The 14,636-nt window shown below is 70.7% G+C and carries 13 protein-coding genes and 2 pseudogenes; 9 read left to right on the forward strand and 6 right to left on the reverse strand.

Features of this window, described 5'->3' with window-relative positions; genetic code table 11:
- Positions 1-240: 240 nt before the first annotated feature.
- Positions 241-456 (forward strand): hypothetical protein, encoded by a 216-nt coding sequence (locus IE273_RS42470; RefSeq protein WP_189820455.1) that lies wholly within the window; start codon positions 241-243, stop codon positions 454-456.
- A 113-nt stretch (positions 457-569) separates the two neighbouring features.
- Positions 570-995, forward strand: coding sequence for a pyridoxamine 5'-phosphate oxidase family protein (locus IE273_RS42475; protein ID WP_189820456.1), 426 nt, complete (start codon positions 570-572; stop codon positions 993-995).
- A 46-nt stretch (positions 996-1,041) separates the two neighbouring features.
- Here IE273_RS42475 and IE273_RS44565 read toward each other — a convergent pair.
- The 5 genes and pseudogenes from IE273_RS44565 to htpG form a co-directional block, all read right to left on the reverse strand.
- A pseudogene (locus IE273_RS44565) lies at positions 1,042-1,826 on the reverse strand (YbiU family protein).
- Positions 1,804-2,046, reverse strand: a complete 243-nt coding sequence (locus IE273_RS42485) for a hypothetical protein (RefSeq protein ID WP_189820457.1) — start codon at positions 2,044-2,046, stop codon at positions 1,804-1,806. The pseudogene IE273_RS44565 and the gene IE273_RS42485 overlap by 23 nt, the downstream one beginning before the upstream one ends.
- A gap of 30 nt (positions 2,047-2,076) precedes the next feature.
- A complete protein-coding gene (locus IE273_RS42490; RefSeq protein WP_189820464.1) occupies positions 2,077-4,395 on the reverse strand; it encodes an AbfB domain-containing protein in 2,319 nt (772 codons plus the stop codon).
- Positions 4,396-4,508: 113 nt separating this feature from the next.
- On the reverse strand, positions 4,509-5,699 hold the full coding sequence (locus IE273_RS42495; RefSeq protein ID WP_189820458.1) for a S1 family peptidase: 1,191 nt from the start codon (positions 5,697-5,699) through the stop codon (positions 4,509-4,511).
- Positions 5,700-5,927: 228 nt separating this feature from the next.
- Positions 5,928-7,838, reverse strand: a complete 1,911-nt coding sequence (gene htpG, locus IE273_RS42500; RefSeq protein ID WP_189820459.1) for a molecular chaperone HtpG — start codon at positions 7,836-7,838, stop codon at positions 5,928-5,930.
- A 311-nt stretch (positions 7,839-8,149) separates the two neighbouring features.
- Here htpG and IE273_RS42505 point away from each other — a divergent pair, with 311 nt between their 5' ends.
- The 4 genes from IE273_RS42505 to IE273_RS42520 all read left to right on the forward strand — a co-directional run bounded on the left by IE273_RS42505 (position 8,150) and on the right by IE273_RS42520 (position 11,360).
- Positions 8,150-8,626, forward strand: a complete 477-nt coding sequence (locus IE273_RS42505; protein ID WP_189820460.1) for an SRPBCC family protein — start codon at positions 8,150-8,152, stop codon at positions 8,624-8,626.
- Between the two features lie 92 nt (positions 8,627-8,718).
- A complete protein-coding gene (locus IE273_RS42510; protein ID WP_189820461.1) occupies positions 8,719-9,312 on the forward strand; it encodes a nuclear transport factor 2 family protein in 594 nt (197 codons plus the stop codon).
- 142 nt (positions 9,313-9,454) lie between these two features.
- The gene (locus IE273_RS42515; protein ID WP_189820462.1) at positions 9,455-10,357 is read left to right on the forward strand and encodes a DUF6424 family protein; all 903 of its coding nucleotides are present in this window, start codon (positions 9,455-9,457) and stop codon (positions 10,355-10,357) included.
- Positions 10,358-10,442: 85 nt separating this feature from the next.
- Entirely contained in the window at positions 10,443-11,360 is a 918-nt protein-coding gene (locus tag IE273_RS42520) for a hypothetical protein (RefSeq protein ID WP_229888130.1), read from the forward strand.
- 39 nt (positions 11,361-11,399) lie between these two features.
- Here the strand turns inward: IE273_RS42520 and IE273_RS42525 are convergent, their stop codons facing one another.
- A complete protein-coding gene (locus IE273_RS42525) occupies positions 11,400-12,617 on the reverse strand; it encodes an alginate lyase family protein (protein ID WP_189820463.1) in 1,218 nt (405 codons plus the stop codon).
- Between the two features lie 283 nt (positions 12,618-12,900).
- Between IE273_RS42525 and IE273_RS44570 the strand changes: the two are divergent.
- The 3 genes and pseudogenes from IE273_RS44570 to IE273_RS42535 form a co-directional block, all read left to right on the forward strand.
- Positions 12,901-13,356: pseudogene (locus IE273_RS44570) on the forward strand (lectin); the annotation flags it as partial.
- 57 nt (positions 13,357-13,413) lie between these two features.
- On the forward strand, positions 13,414-13,689 hold the full coding sequence (locus tag IE273_RS44575; protein ID WP_229888132.1) for a septal ring lytic transglycosylase RlpA family protein: 276 nt from the start codon (positions 13,414-13,416) through the stop codon (positions 13,687-13,689).
- 145 nt (positions 13,690-13,834) lie between these two features.
- Positions 13,835-14,636: chitinase (locus IE273_RS42535; protein WP_189820467.1), on the forward strand; the 802-nt coding region annotated here is incomplete at its 3' end.

Genomic DNA, 14,636 nt, shown 5'->3' on the forward strand with positions numbered 1-14,636 from the left:
CGGTCACCTCCGCCATCCCGTCGCGCGTTCACAGCCCAGCAGACGACCTCGCCGACGTCGCCCTACGCAGCGATCGAGTCGCATCTCCCAATTGGCGGTCGAGTCGTCGCGGGGCTCCGGGTGGCCAAGCTCCTTGAGCCATCTGACGGTCTCACCCTCATCAGCCATGCCCAGAGCCCCTGGGTCCCACTGATCTTACGAATGATCATTTCGAACCCATCAGAAAGGTAGGGCACCCGCATGCCGACGGACCCGGTCGAACGATTCCTGGCGGCGCTGGACCCCCACCACCGGGAGGCCGTCGGCGCGCGGTCGCGCGAGGAACAGGAACGCCTCGCGGCGGCCTGGGAACGGGAACTGGAAGCGGACGACGAGCTGGACACGCTCGACGAGCTGTCCCCGCCGGCGGCGGAGGCCGAGGCGGCCCGCCGCGTCCTGGACCGCGACGCCGACTAGAACGCCGGCCGCCGGCACACCCGGCACCCGGTGCCCCGCATGCGGTCGGCCTCGCGGAATTCGGCGGAATCCCTTACGGCCGGCCTCGCGCCCTCGGCGTTAGGGTCGGCCGCGTGACACTCTCCATCGAAGAACGAGAGCGGTTTCTCGCGGAGCCTCACATCGGCGCGCTGTCGGTCGTGGAACGGCCGGACCGCGCCCCGCTGACGGTTCCCATCTGGTATCAGTACACGCCGGGTGGCGAGCTGTGGGTGCGCACCGGGGTCGATTCCCGCAAGGCACGGGCGATCCGCACCGCGGGGCGTTTCAGCCTGATGGTGCAGCGCACGGAGCCCACGGTGCGCTACGTGTCGGTCGAGGGCCCGGTCACCAGGACGGCCCCGGACAGTCACGAGCACTCCTGGGAGATGGCGGCCCGCTATCTGCCGCGGGAGAAGGTCGCCGGGTTCGTGGAGTACGACCGGGCCCGGCTCGGCGAGCACTTCCTCGTCTACATGCGGCCCGAGCACTGGGTCTGCGCCGACCTGGGAGCCGTCTGACGGCACGGGCGCCGGGCCGGCGCCCCCGCCCGCCCGGTGCCCTCGGTCAGTCCAGGCCCAGGCCCAGGCCCCGGTGGCCGGTGTCGTTCAGCTGGTCGAGGGTGAACCGGCCGGTCCAGGCGCGTTCGTCGTGCTCCTCGGGGAAGTCGCTCGGGCTGGACCCGGTGACGAACGCCTCCCGGACCAAGGCCGCGTACCTCTCGTTGCGGGGCACCAGGGGGCGGCGGGGATGTACATGACGTTGCCCCAGCCCTTCTGGTTCTCCACCGGGGCGACGCTGTGGACCATGTCGCAGTGCCACCAGACGGAGTCGCCGGCCCGGACGTCGGGGATCGGGGTCAGCGCCCGGTAGAGCATCGGGTGCCGGCGCCTGGTGACGGGGAAGACCTGGTTGGTGCGCACGCCGCACAGGGAGTCCTCGGGGACGTCCGGCAGCAGGGGGCGCAGCAGCAGGTAGGCCATGATCTCCGGGATCGGCACGGCGTGCAGCACGCCCTGGTCGGCGTCCATGTCGGACAGCGCGGTCCGGCCCTGGAAGGTGCGGAAGGCGGAGCACATGGTGGAGCCGGGGTACTGGGGGCCGGTGGTGCGGTGGGCCGCGTCCCAGGGGTCGTACCGCTCGGCGGTGCCGTCGAAGAGGTGGCGGAAGGTCTGCTGGTACTCGCGCGTCATCCACAGGTCCAGCGTGCCCGGGTCGCAGTGGGTGCCGAGGCCCGCGGAGTCGGTGCCCGGCGGGCGGCGGCGGATGCGGTCGGGGTAGAGCGCGTCGCGGTCCGGGTCGAACCACCGCGTGCCGTCGTGCGCACCCCTACAGGCTCGGCCAGTTCTCAGGTGGCCCGGGAAGCGCCGCGGTCCGTCCGAGCGCGTCCAGGACGGGCGCCGTCACGGTGTCCCACGGCCGTTCCAGGGCGCCGACGACGGTCTGGCGGGGGACTCCCGGGCCGGAGTCCGTGCTGCCGGAGCGGCCGTCGGCGAGCGCGGTGGTCGCTTCGAGGTACGGTCCGGTGCGCTCGACGGCCTGGCGAGGCGGTGTCCCCGGCGCGGAGTACACCGCCCGCTCGCTGCCTGGGTGGTACGGCGCTCAGGGCGCCCAGGGTGCCTCGACGGACCAGGTGGTGTCCTCGGTGAAGGTGCTCGGGTTGTCCCAGGTGTGGGTCCCGCCCTGCTGGGCCAGCCACAGTTCGGCGTTGATGTGCCGCAGGTACTGCCCGGGGAAGTTGGCCGCCGACAGCCGGATGCCGCCGTCGCCCTGGACGGGGCACCAGGTGGCGTCGGCCTTGTACAGGGCGGAGGTGTCGCCCCCCTCCCGACGGATCCGGAAGTCGCGGTGGCGCAGGTACTCACCGGGATGGTTGCGGGACTCGAAGGAGTAGCAGAGCTTGTTCGCCAGGCCCGGCCTCACCTTCCAGGTGGCGTCCTGCTTCAGCAGGTCGCCGCTGCCGGAATCGACCACCTCCGTGTAGCCGAGGCCGTTGTAGTGACGGATGTAGCGGTCGGTGTGGCCGGGTGTGGTGACGCGGATCGACACGTACTGCTCCAGGGGCAGCTTCACCGGCGGGCCGAGGGTGCGGGAGGCGGCGACGAGCGCCTGGTTGGCCGCGCGGACCCGGGACTCGTCGACCTTGACGACCCGGCGGTCGTAGGTCATCAGCCCGTTGGTCTCGTTCTCGACGTCGGTGATCTGGGTGTAGACGGACGCCGAGAGACCGCCGGCGGGCATGGCGCTCTCCCGGATGCCGTCGAGCAGGCCCACGAACCGGTCGTCGAGCGCGGACAGGCTCGGCTGGTCCTCGTAGCTGAAACCGCCGCCCGGGTACCACTCGTGGCCCTCGACCCGGTGGCCGAGACCGCCGTACTCCCCCAGCACCGAGGCCCGCACCGGTTCCGTCGGCGTGTTGCCCGGCCCGACGTAGTTGTGGTTGTCGACCACGTCACCGTTGCCGCCGTCCTGGGCGCCGCAGCAGTTGACGCCGCTCATGTTGTCCACGAGGCGCGAGGGGTCGTACGCCTTGACCATGTCCGCGATGCGCGCCTGGTCGTACTGGCCCCAGCCCTCGTTCTGGTCGACCCACTGGATGAGCGCGGGCGAGCTGCGGTGCTGGTCGACGACGGCCCGGTACTCGCTCTCCCACTGGGTGCGGGCCGTGCCGTCCGGTGCCTTGCCGCTGTCCATGGACGGCATGTCCTGCCAGACCAGCAGCCCGAGCCGGTCCGCCCAGTAGAACCAGCGTTGCGGTTCCACCTTGATGTGCTTGCGGACCATGTTGAACCCGAGGTCCTTGTGCTTCTCCAGGTCGTGCCTGAGCGCCGCGTCGGTGGGGGCGGTGTAGACGCCGTCCGGCCAGTAGCCCTGGTCCAGGGTGCCGGTCTGGAAGACGAAGCTCCCGTTCAGCACCGGTCGGCGGACGCCGTTCACGTCCTTCACCGCGATCGAGCGCATGCCCGCGTAACCGCCGACCTTGTCACCGCCCGGGCCGCCGGTCAGCCGGGCGGTGACGTCGTACAGGAACGGGTCGTCCGGCGACCACAGGCGGGCGTTCGGCACGGGCACGGCGAACTCGGTGCCCACCGTGCCCGTGGCGCTCGCGACCGGCGTACCACCGCTGGAGACGGTGACCTCGACCCCGGTGCCGGTGGCTCCGGCGGCGCGCACGGTCACGCGCAGGGTGCTGTCCTCCAGGTGCGGGACCAGGTCCAGGCGGGTGATGTGTGCCGCCGCGGTCGGCTCCAGCCAGACGGTCTGCCAGATGCCGGACGAGGCGGTGTAGACGATGCTCCGGCCGGCGTGCGGGGTGACGTCCTGGACGCGCTGTTTGCCGATGGCCTGGCCGCCGGTCTCCGTCGGGTCGTACACGGACACGACGATCGTGTTGGTCCCGCCGCTCCTCAGCAGGGGTGTGATGTCGTACGAGAAGGCGTCGTAGCCGCCGCGGTGCACGGCGCCCGCCTGCCGGCCGTTGATCCAGACGGTCGTCTCCCAGTCGGAGGCACCGAAGTTGAGCTGGACGCGGCGGCCGTCCCAGCCGGCGGGCACGGTGAAGGCGCGCTTGTACCAGAGCCTGTCGTTCCCGGTGATCTTCCGTTGGATGCCGGAGAGCGCGGACTCGGGTGCGAACGGGACGCGGATCCGCTCACCGAACGTCGCCGGCCGCGCGGCGTCGCGGGCGGTGACGGCGAAGTCCCAGATGCCGTTCAGGTTGGCCCAGTCGGGCCGGGTGAGCTGGGGACGGGGGTACTCCGGCAGCGGGTGGTCCACCGGCACCCGATCGGTCCAGGGTGTGGACATCGGCGCCGGCTTGGGCGTCCAGGGCACGGCGGCTCGTGAGGGGGAGGCCCCCGTGGTGAGGAGGGTGGTGACGGCCAGCGTCGTCACCACGAGGGCGCTCAGGAGGTGCCGCAAGGTCTGCCCCGGCCGGACCGGCCGGAGGACCCTGCGGGGTGGGAGTCTCAGCACGGTGTCTGCTCCATGTCTGCTCCATGTCTGCTCCGTGTCCGTTCCGGACGGGGCCGTGGTCAGCCGGTGTAGGTGTGCAGGGTCAGGCCGTACCGGCTGAGGATCTCGTTGACGGGCTGGAACCAGGTCTCGCCTCCGCCGGCGCAGTTGCCCCAGCCGCCCGAGGTGACGCCCTGCGCCTGGTCTCCGGTGATGAAGGAGCCCCCGGAGTCGCCGGGTTCGGCGCAGGCACTCGTCTTCGTCAGCTGGTGCACCGCGCCCTGGCTGTAGTTGACGGTCTCGTTGATCGCGAGCACCGTCCCGCAGTGCCAGTGCGACGTCGATCCCGACCGGCAGACGGAGGAGCCGACGGGCGCCACGGCCGAGCCGCGCACGAGCTGGTCGGGCACCGTGCCCCAGCCCAGCACCACCGGAACCGTCCACCAGCCGCTGCCCACGCTGACCCAGGCGTAGTCGTTGTCCGGGAACGAGGAGCCCTGGAACGTGCCGATGTACGAGCCGTCCCAGCCGCTGACTCCGGCGCCGGGCGAGCCGCAGTGTCCGGCGGTCACGAAGCCGCCGTACACCGAGAACCCTATGGAGCAGCGGACGTTGCCCGTGTAGTAGGGGTCCCCGCCGACGGTTCCCGCGGCGAAGGTGCGCGGGACCGCGGAGACGGTCCGGACGGTGACGGGACCCGTCTCGCGGGCCCGGGACACGAAGCGCCGGACATCGTTGTCAGAGCGGTCCTTCCCCACGACGTCGACGACGACCGTGCCGGCCCTCGGGTCGACATGCCAGCCACTGACCCCCAAGGGGGCGGGGAGCCGGTCGAGGCGCGCCTTGACGGCGTCCAGTTCCCGGGCGGTGTGCGCGGCGGTACGGGTCTCGGCGCCGGCCGCCTCGATGACGCGGCGCGCACCCGGCGGGGCGTCCGGGGCGAGGGCCACCGCCAGGCGCCCTTTCGCCGCGTCGAACCAGGAGCCCGCGTAGGCGTCCCCGGCCGCCCGGCGCACCTTCGGATCGAGGGCGGCGGCGGCCCGCTCGGCCGCGATCCGCGCCTCGGCCTGCTTCCGGGTGAGGCCGAGATCGCGCTGCATGGCGATCAGGACTCCTTCGGACGCGGGTTCGGCGGCGGAGCCGGATGGGGTGGTGACGCCGGATGGGATGGTGGCGCCGGTCGCCGCTGCGGGGGCCGCGCCCGCCGCGCCCGCTCCGCCGAGGATCAGCAGCGCGGCCAGTACGGCATGCGTAAGTCTCTTGCGTCTCATGGGACTTGCCCTTCGTCGTTCCAGGGGTGGGGTGGAACAGCCGAGTTCTGAGAGCGCTCTCATGCGTGGCGGGGCAGAGCCTAGCCGCCCGTTGCCGTCAGGTCCATGCCAATGCGGGATGCGGGTGGGAAATGAGCGAGGGCGGCCTGCGCGTGCCCGGCCGTGCGCCCGCGCCCGGACGGGTGTCCCGGGCACGGGCGCAGGCCGCCGGTTTCCGGCGGAACCGCGCTACAGGGCGCGTTCCAGACGGTCCGCCATCAGCTTCACGAACCGGGCCGGTTCCTTCGGCTGGCCGCCCTCGGCGAGCACCGCCAGGCCGTGCAGCACCTCGGCGGTCTCGGCCAGCTCCGAGCGGTCCTCGCGCTCCTTGTACGCCTGGTTGAGCCCCTTCACCAGCTGGTGGTCCGGGTTGAGCTCCAGGATCCGCTTGGCGCGGGGCACCTCCTGGCCCATGGCGCGGTACATGTTCTCCAGGGCCGGCGTCAGGTCGTGCGCGTCGGAGACGACACAGGCCGGGGAGACGGTGAGCCGGGAGGACAGGCGCACCTCCTTGATGTCCTCGTCGAGTTGCTCCTTCATCCAGCCGAGCAGCCCGGCGTACTCCTCGGTCTGCTTCTCCCTCTCGTCGTCGGCGGTGTCCTCGTCCTTGGCGTCGAGATCGATCTGCCCCTTGGCGACGGACCGCAGCTTCTTGCCCTCGTACTCGCCGACCGCGTCGGCCCACACCTCGTCCACGGGGTCGGTGAGCAGCAGCACCTCGATGTCCCGGTCCCGGAACGCCTCCATGTGCGGGGAGTTCTCGATGCTCTGCCGCGACTCGCCGGTCAGGTAGTAGATGTCCTCCTGGCCGTCCTTCATCCGCTCCACGTAGCTCTTGAGCGTGGTCGGCTCGGTGTCGTGGTGGGTGCTCGCGAACGACGCGACGGCGAGGATGGCGTCGCGGTTCTCCGAGTCGGTGACCAGTCCTTCCTTCAGGACGGTGCCGAACTCCCGCCAGAAGGTGGCGTACCGCTCCTGGTCCTTGGCCATCATCTCCTTGACCGTGGACAGGACCTTCTTCGTCAGCCGGCGCCGCATCATCTCGATGTGCCGGTCCTGCTGGAGGATCTCGCGGGAGACGTTGAGCGAGAGGTCGGCCGCGTCGACCACGCCCTTGACGAAGCGGAGGTACGGCGGCAGCAGCGCCTCGCAGTCGTCCATGATGAACACGCGCTTGACGTAGAGCTGCACGCCGCGCTTGAAGTCCCGGGTGAACAGGTCGTGCGGGGCGTGCTCGGGGAGGAACAGCAGGGCCTGGTACTCGAAGGTGCCCTCCGCCTGGAGCCGGATCGTCTCCAGCGGGTCGCGCCAGTCGTGGGCGATGTGCTTGTACAGCTCGTGGTACTCGTCGTCGGACACCTCGTCGCGGGGCCGCGCCCACAGCGCCTTCATGGAGTTGAGCGTCTCCGGCTCGGGCGCCTCGTCGCTCTCGTCGGCCGTGGCGGAGCGCTCGGGCACCATCCGGATGGGCCAGGTGATGAAGTCCGAGTACCGCTTGATGATCTCCCTGATCTTCCAGGGCGAGGTGTAGTCGTGGAGCTGGTTCTCCGGGTCGGCCGGCTTGAGGTGGAGCGTGACCGAGGTGCCCTGCGGCGCGTCGTCCACCCGCTCCAGCGTGTACGTGCCCTCGCCGTGCGACGACCAGCGGGTGCCCTGGCTCTCCCCGGCGCGCCGGGTCAGCAGGGTGACCTCGTCGGCCACCATGAAGCCGGAGTAGAACCCGACGCCGAACTGGCCGATGAGTCCTTCCTCCCCGGCCGCGTCCTTGGCCTCGCGCAGCTCCCGCAGGAACTTCGCGGTGCCCGAGTTGGCGATCGTGCCGATGAGCTGCCCGACCTCGTCGTACGACATCCCGATGCCGTTGTCCCGCACGGTGAGCGTACGGGCGTCCTTGTCGATGTCGATCTCGATGTGCGGGTCGGACACGTCGGCGTCGAGCGAGTCGTCCCAGAGCTTCTCCAGGCGCAGCTTGTCCAACGCGTCCGAGGCGTTGGAGACGAGCTCCCGCAGGAAGACGTCCTTGTTCGAGTAGACCGAGTGGATCATCAGCTGCAACAACTGACGGGCCTCTACCTGGAACTCGAAGGTCTCGGTCGGCATGTTCGCGAATACCTCACAGGTCCTGTCGCCGGAACTGGCGGAGCCACTGTAAAACACCACGTCAACGCGGTGGCCGGAAAAGCGGGCCGTGGCCGGATCCGCACCGTTCGTGTCCGCCTCCGCACGGGCGCGCACACCGCCGACGCGCTGCGTGGCCAGTTTCTCACGCTGGGGAACGACACCGCCGTACCAGTGCCGTTGCCGAAGCCGGGGCTCATAACCGGTGGTTCCCCGGGTACTCGCGGGGTCCGGGTCCCGACATCCGTCCGGGACCGCCGGCAGTCGAGCGAAGGACAAACGGAGGTACAGAGATGAGCACGGTCAAGGAAGCGGTGGAAGTCGACGTTCCGCTGCACACCGCCTACAACCAGTGGACGCAGTTCGAGGACTTCCCGAACTTCATGGAAGGCGTCGAGGAGGTCAGGCAGCTGGACGACCGGCACAATCACTGGACCACGAAGATCGGCGGGGTACGGCGCGAGTTCGACACGGAGATCGTCGACCAGCTGCCCGACGAGCGCATCACCTGGCGCACCACCAGCGGCGACACCAGCCAGAAGGGCACCGTCCGCTTCGAGCGCCTGGACGACATGCACACCAAGGTCGAGCTGGTGATGGATGTCGAGCCCAGCGGAGCCGTGGAGAAGGCCGCGGATCTGATCGGCACGATCGACCGGCGCGTCAAGGGAGACATGAAGCGGTTCAAGCAGTTCATCGAGGAACAGGGCGGGGAGTCCGGTGCCTGGCGCGGCCGGATCCGGCCCGGAGACAGCGGCTCGTCCCTCTGATCCGGACGCGGCCGTGACGCATACGCCGCCGAGCACACGGGCTCGGCGGCCGTTTGCCGCGCCGCCGGGGCGTTGAGGGAAAGGGCGGCGTCATGGATGCCGAGTCCCGTATCAGGGCCTCGGTCGAGGAGCACTGGCGGGCTTCCGAACGAGGGGACATCGAGGCCGAGCACGCGATCTACGCCGCGGACGCGATGCTGGACCACCCGCAGTCGGGCGAGCGTTTCCGGGGTCGCGAGACGATCGCCGCACAACGCGGCGGGCACCCGGCCGACCGGCACTTCACCCTCCTGCGCATCACCGGCCACGCGCAGGTATGGGTGAGCGAATGTGTCGTCACCTACGACGGCACGCCGTCGTATTCGGTGAGCCTCATGGAGTTCACCGGCCGGCAGGTCGCGCACGGGACGCGGTACTTCGCCGGTCCCTTCGGCACGCCCGCGTGGCGGGCCGCGCTCGCCGAGCCGATGCCGGGGCGGACTCTCGTGGAGGGCTGGTCGGATGCCTCCGGGGCGTCAGCGCGCTTGCCGTCGTGCGGTGTCCGTGGCGCGGAAGCGTGTCCGGTAGGCCCCGGCCCTGGCGGTGGTCGCCTGGTCTCTCCCCCGCCACGCTGTCGGGCAGCGCGAGCGCGCCCGCCGATGGCAGGGCCCGTGCACTCCTCCGCAGGACGACGGACGATCCGATGACTGAGCCCCGGGCCGACGCGACCGGCGTGATCGCGCGACGCGCTTCGGCTCGCACACTCCCGTCCCACAGCGCACGATAATCACAGGGGGCACTCGGACCACGGTCCGTGCTCCGGGCCGTGGGCGGCAGGAGGAGGTCGTCATGACCCGCGCCGACACCGTCGCCGCAGCCCGGATACCCGACACCGTCCAGCCGGGCGGCATCGAATCGGAGAACCACCCCTGGAGGATCCGGCTGGTCAAGCATCCGGAACGCTTCGAGTCCTCGTTCTTCCAGGCCGCGAAACGCACGGCCCACAAGATCCTGGACGAGATCGACGACGCCGACCTGCCCTACGGACCCCGGCCCGTGGCGCCCGCGCACTGGGAGATGCACCACGGGGGCAGCCTGTGGGTGAAGACGACGAGCGGCTGGCGGATGTACCGGGCCCGCGCGGGCATCGAGTGGAGCATGCAGTTCTGTGCCGAGCCGTCCAAGATCGACCGGCTGCGTCAGGACGCGGCCGCCCTGGTGGCGGGGTTCCCCGAGACGCTGCCCGCCCTGGCGGAACTGGGCTACGAGGAAGCCGAGGAACTGCTGCGCACGCCGATCACGGACGCCGACGGCGTCGAGGCGTGGACCGACTCGCTCTTCAACGCCTGTGTGCCGATGAGCCGTGGGGACCACCAGGGAATCCTGCCCAAGGTGCCCGGTGAGCACCACTACCCGTGGCCCGTGAAGGGTGCGGACTTCTTCCGGTACGACGACTTCCAACTGTGGGTGACCCTGCCCGACGGGACGCACGGCGCCGTGGCGCCGGTGGACCGGCGGGGGTCCGGTGACGGGCACGTGCGTCTGGTGCTCGCCCCCGAGGGAAGCCGGGCCGCGGACGCGCTGACCGAGGCGCAGGACCGCGGGCTGATGGCGGTCCTGCCGCCGAACAGCTCCGCCGCGCTCCAGGCGTTCGCCCACCAGATCGAGTCGGGGCAGCGCACCGCGTCGGGGCCGCCGGCGACACGCCGGGCCCACGCGCACGGGAACGGCCGCGGCTCGCGGGCCCGTTGAGCGAGGTGACGCCCGCGTTCGGCGTCCGCCCGGCAGGGGCCCGGGGACGCTCCGCCCCGCGGGAGGTACCGCTAGGCTGCCGGGCATGTCCACAGCAACCGTTGGATCCGTCGTCGGCGCCCTGGCTCTCTCCGTCATCTGCCTGGCCGGGGCGACCGGTTGTTCCTCCGGCTCCGGCCACGACGCGTCCGACGACGGTTCCCCGCTGTCGAAGGGGCTGCGCACCGTGTCCGGCGACAGCGGCAGGAGCGGCCCGGTGACCTATCTCGACGCCGCGGCGGTGCGCGGGCTGAGCGAGGACGGGCAGAAGCGGTTCGCCGCCGTGAGCCGCCCGAGCAGCGCCCTGCTGAACTCGTACGACCCCGGTCCGTGGGCGGGGCACTTCAAGGAGGACCAGGTCGACACCGCCGTCGACACCAAGGGGGCGGGACACTGGGAGGGTTCGTTCGACGCGGCCGGTATCACCGCCGCGCTGAAGGCGAACGGCTACACCCGCGGCGAGCAGGACGGCAGGGAGACCTGGACCCGCCCCCACGGCAAGGGCGTGGCCCTGCAGGTCTCGAAGGACACGATCTCCTACAGCGTGCCGGGCACCGCCCCGCTGTCGGCCGTGCACCCTGAGGAGGGCGCCTCGCTGGCCGACATCGAGGAGTACCGGCGCGCGGCCGGTTGCCTGGGCGACGTCTACCGCGCCGACTTCAACCCGCTCACCGCCACGAAGCCGGTGCGCCTGTCCGCGCTCGGCCAGCACGCCGGCTCCGCGGGGAAGAACACCGAGGTGCTGTGCGCCGTGGTGAAGGACGAGGCGACCGCCCGGCGCCTCGCGGCCGACCTGCGCTCGGTGATCCGCGAGAAGTCCCCGCGGTACGACGGCGCGAAGGTCACCGTGCGCCAGGGCCGGTGGCCGCTGGTGCGGACGACCGTCCCGGACACCGCCGCCCGACGCCCCGGCCGCCTGATGCTCTCCGACCTCGACCTGTGGCTGGCCGTCGGCAGACTGTGAGGGGACACGGGCGGCGATGTCCGGCGTGAGCCGGTGCGCTCAGCTCGGGTTGTCCCCGTGGGTGAGGGTCTCCCAGGCGACGAAGAGGTTGTTGCTGCCGGCCGGGCGGTTCTGTTCGGTCAGGGCCTGGGTGTTGGTCATGGCGATGCCGAGGCGGTTGTGCAGGGCGTTGTAGCCGACCTCGGTGACCGGGCCCAGCCCCCGGTTGACCGACCCGCCGCACAGCCAGCTCGGGACGGCGGCGCCCAGTTCGTACTTGGACTGGAAGCCGAGCGCCTGCCGCAGCCGCTCCCCCACGTCCGTGCCGTACAGGTCCTGCCCCTGGATGCGGCTGGTCTCGGCGACGTGTGAGATGGCCGAGATGCCGTAGCCGGTGTGGGTGAAGTCGCGGCAGGTCTCCTGGGTGAGTCCGGTGACGAAGGTGGACTGGCCCTGCCAGTAGGAGACGATCTTGTCGCGCGTGTTCAGGTTCTGGCTGGGCACGGTCTTCGGCAGGTCGCCGTCGGAGGCGAGGTACACGTACGCGGCGGTGCGGGTGCGGAACTTCGCCATGGCGGTGTCGTACGACGCCTTGTCCTCCAGGAAGACGGAGATGCCGACGGCCGCCTCCATCATCGACAGCTCCCAGTTGCCGTTGGAGTTGGAGCCGTTGATGATCTCGGGCAGGTACACGTTGCGGAGCATGGTCGCGAACCGGCCGGAGTTGGCCCACGTGCCGGTGTACGTGTACTTGATGATCTCGGCGGCCTTCGGCCAGGAGGATCCCGCCCAGCCCGTTTGCAGCGGGGCGTTGCTGTTGGTGTGGTCCTGGAGCACGGCGGACCAGGCGTCCATCAGCTCGATCGCCTTCTTGGCGTAGCGCTCGTCCCGGGTGATGTACCAGGCGAGCGCGTCGGTGTACGCCGCGATCGCGTCCTCGCGTTCGTCCGTGCAGCCGTAGTTGGGGTTGGAGTACGACCCGCACTCGACGACGGCGCGCGGCTGGGGCGTGCGGCTGAGGCTCGCGTACTTGCTCGCCATCATCTGGTCGTACGCGCTCTTCCAGGGCTGCGCGCCGGCGAGCACCTTGGTCCGGGCGAAGTCGAGTTGGGCGCTGGAGACGGTGACGCCGGGGTGGGTGAACGTGGCGGGGGCGGCCTCCGCCCGCTGGCTCCCGGGCCAGGAGAGCAGTCCGGTGGTGAGCAGGGTGGCCGCCGCCGTGAGGGCGAGAGCGGAACGCGGGGACTTGCGGCGGCGCCGAGCGGGTGTGTCCTGCATCTGATCCCGTCCTCGTATATGAACGAAATGCGGCTGACTGAACGTGCGAGTTGACGAGACCATAGGTACGGACCAGATGGCCGTCAAGTGGACGGGAGCGCCAACTCCCTTCACCCACTGGCACGTTGATCTCTTGACGAGATTGGTTCAGACCTCTTAATTTCCCGGTGCCGGGCAGGCCTCCGCACGCAGCGTTCGGTCCGGCGAGTCCCTCCCTTTCCTCCACCGACGCGGAAGGCAGTGATCTCTCCCCTTGACCGCTCAATCCCCTCACCGCGCTCCGCTGTTCAGGACCGCGCTCGCCGCCGCGGTCGCCCTCTCGGCCGGGCTGTTGGCCGCCTCCCCCGCGCAGGCCGCCACCGGCGCGATCACCGGCCTCGCCGGCAAGTGCCTCGACGTCGCCGGGGCCGGCTCCGCCGACGGCACCGCCGTACAGCTCTACGACTGCAACGGCACCAGCGCCCAGCAGTGGACGGTCGGCGGCGACGGCACCATCCGCGCCCTCGGCAAGTGCCTCGACGTCACCGGGAAGTCCACCGCCGACGGCGCCAAGGCGCAGCTGTGGACCTGTACCGGCGGCGCCAACCAGAAGTGGACGGTCACCGCCGCCCACGACATCGTCAACCCGCAGGCGAACAAGTGCCTGGACGTCACCGACAACAACTCCGCCAACGGCACCCGGATACAGATCTGGAGCTGCACCGGCGCCGCCAACCAGAAGTGGAACGCGCCGGCCGCGCAGCAGCCGGCCGAGCAGTGCTGGGCGACGCACTACGGGCCCCAGCCGCCCGGTGCCCTGACGGCAAGCGGCGAGGTCTTCGACAACAACGCCGACACGGCGGCGACCTCCCTCAGCCGTCAGCCGCAACTGCCGTTCGGCACCCGCGTCCAGGTGACCAACGTCGCCAACGGCCGCTCACTGGTGGTCCGCATCAACGACCGGGGCACCTTCGTGCAGACGTCGCAGGAGCCCAAGTGCCTCGACCTGACCGACGGCGCCTTCGACCGGCTCGGCGGAAGCCTGAACCCGGACGCCGGACACATAGTCGTCACGCAGACCGTCCTCAACTGATCGACCGCGAAGCGGAGTCGTCGGCCGACGGGCCGCCTCGCCTCCGCACGTCCCCCCTCGCAGTACGCCCCGTGAACTGGAGCGCATCCCCATGAATGTCCCGTACCTCAGACGGATACCGATCAGACGCGTGCACCTCGGACGGATGCTGGCCGCCTCCGTAGCCGCCTGCCTCGCCGTGCTGTGCGCCGTCACGCCGGCCCAGGCCGCCGACGGACAGATCACCGGCCTCGCCGGCAAGTGCGTCGACGTGGCGGGCGCGAACAGCGCCAACGGCACCGCCGTACAGCTCTACGACTGCAACGGCACGAACGCCCAGCGGTGGTCCAACCCCGGCGACGGCACCCTGCGGGCGCTCGGCAAGTGCCTCGACGTCGTCGACCGCGGCACGGCCGACGGAGCCGCCGTACAGCTGTGGGACTGCTCCGGCGGGGCCAACCAGCAGTGGGTGGTCACCGCCGCTCACGACATCGTCAACCCGGCGGCGAACAAGTGCCTGGACGTGCGGGACAACAACTCCGCCAACGGCACCCGCCTCCAGATCTGGAGCTGCACCGGCGGGGCGAACCAGAAGTGGAACGCGCCGTCGAGCGGCGGTGGCGGCACCACGCCTTCCGGGTTCGTCGTCTCCGAGGCCCAGTTCAACCAGATGTTCCCGAACCGGAACTCCTTCTACACCTACAGCGGTCTCACCGCCGCCCTCGGCGCCTACCCCGCCTTCGCGAACACCGGCAGCGACACCGTGAAGAAGCAGGAGGCCGCCGCCTTCCTCGCCAACGTCAGCCACGAGACCGGCGGCCTGGTGTACATCGTGGAGCAGAACACCGCCAACTACCCGCACTACTGCGACTGGAACCAGCCGTACGGCTGCCCGGCGGGTCAGGCGGCGTACTACGGGCGCGGCCCCATCCAGCTGTCCTGGAACTTCAACTACAAGGCCGCCGGGG

The organism is Streptomyces olivaceoviridis (assembly GCF_014650115.1).
Lineage (GTDB): Bacteria > Actinomycetota > Actinomycetes > Streptomycetales > Streptomycetaceae > Streptomyces > Streptomyces olivaceoviridis.

What these genes read in the sequence shown, in the direction of transcription:
- IE273_RS42495 (WP_189820458.1), bottom strand. Translation starts at nt 5,699, where the DNA reads ATGAGACGCAAGAGACTTACGCATGCCGTACTGGCCGCGCTGCTGATC.
- htpG (WP_189820459.1), bottom strand. Translation starts at nt 7,838, where the DNA reads ATGCCGACCGAGACCTTCGAGTTCCAGGTAGAGGCCCGTCAGTTGTTG.
- IE273_RS42515 (WP_189820462.1), top strand. Translation starts at nt 9,455, where the DNA reads ATGACCCGCGCCGACACCGTCGCCGCAGCCCGGATACCCGACACCGTC.
- IE273_RS42520 (WP_229888130.1), top strand. Translation starts at nt 10,443, where the DNA reads ATGTCCACAGCAACCGTTGGATCCGTCGTCGGCGCCCTGGCTCTCTCC.
- IE273_RS42470 (WP_189820455.1), top strand. Translation starts at nt 241, where the DNA reads ATGCCGACGGACCCGGTCGAACGATTCCTGGCGGCGCTGGACCCCCAC.
- IE273_RS42525 (WP_189820463.1), bottom strand. Translation starts at nt 12,617, where the DNA reads ATGCAGGACACACCCGCTCGGCGCCGCCGCAAGTCCCCGCGTTCCGCT.
- IE273_RS42505 (WP_189820460.1), top strand. Translation starts at nt 8,150, where the DNA reads ATGAGCACGGTCAAGGAAGCGGTGGAAGTCGACGTTCCGCTGCACACC.
- IE273_RS42510 (WP_189820461.1), top strand. Translation starts at nt 8,719, where the DNA reads ATGGATGCCGAGTCCCGTATCAGGGCCTCGGTCGAGGAGCACTGGCGG.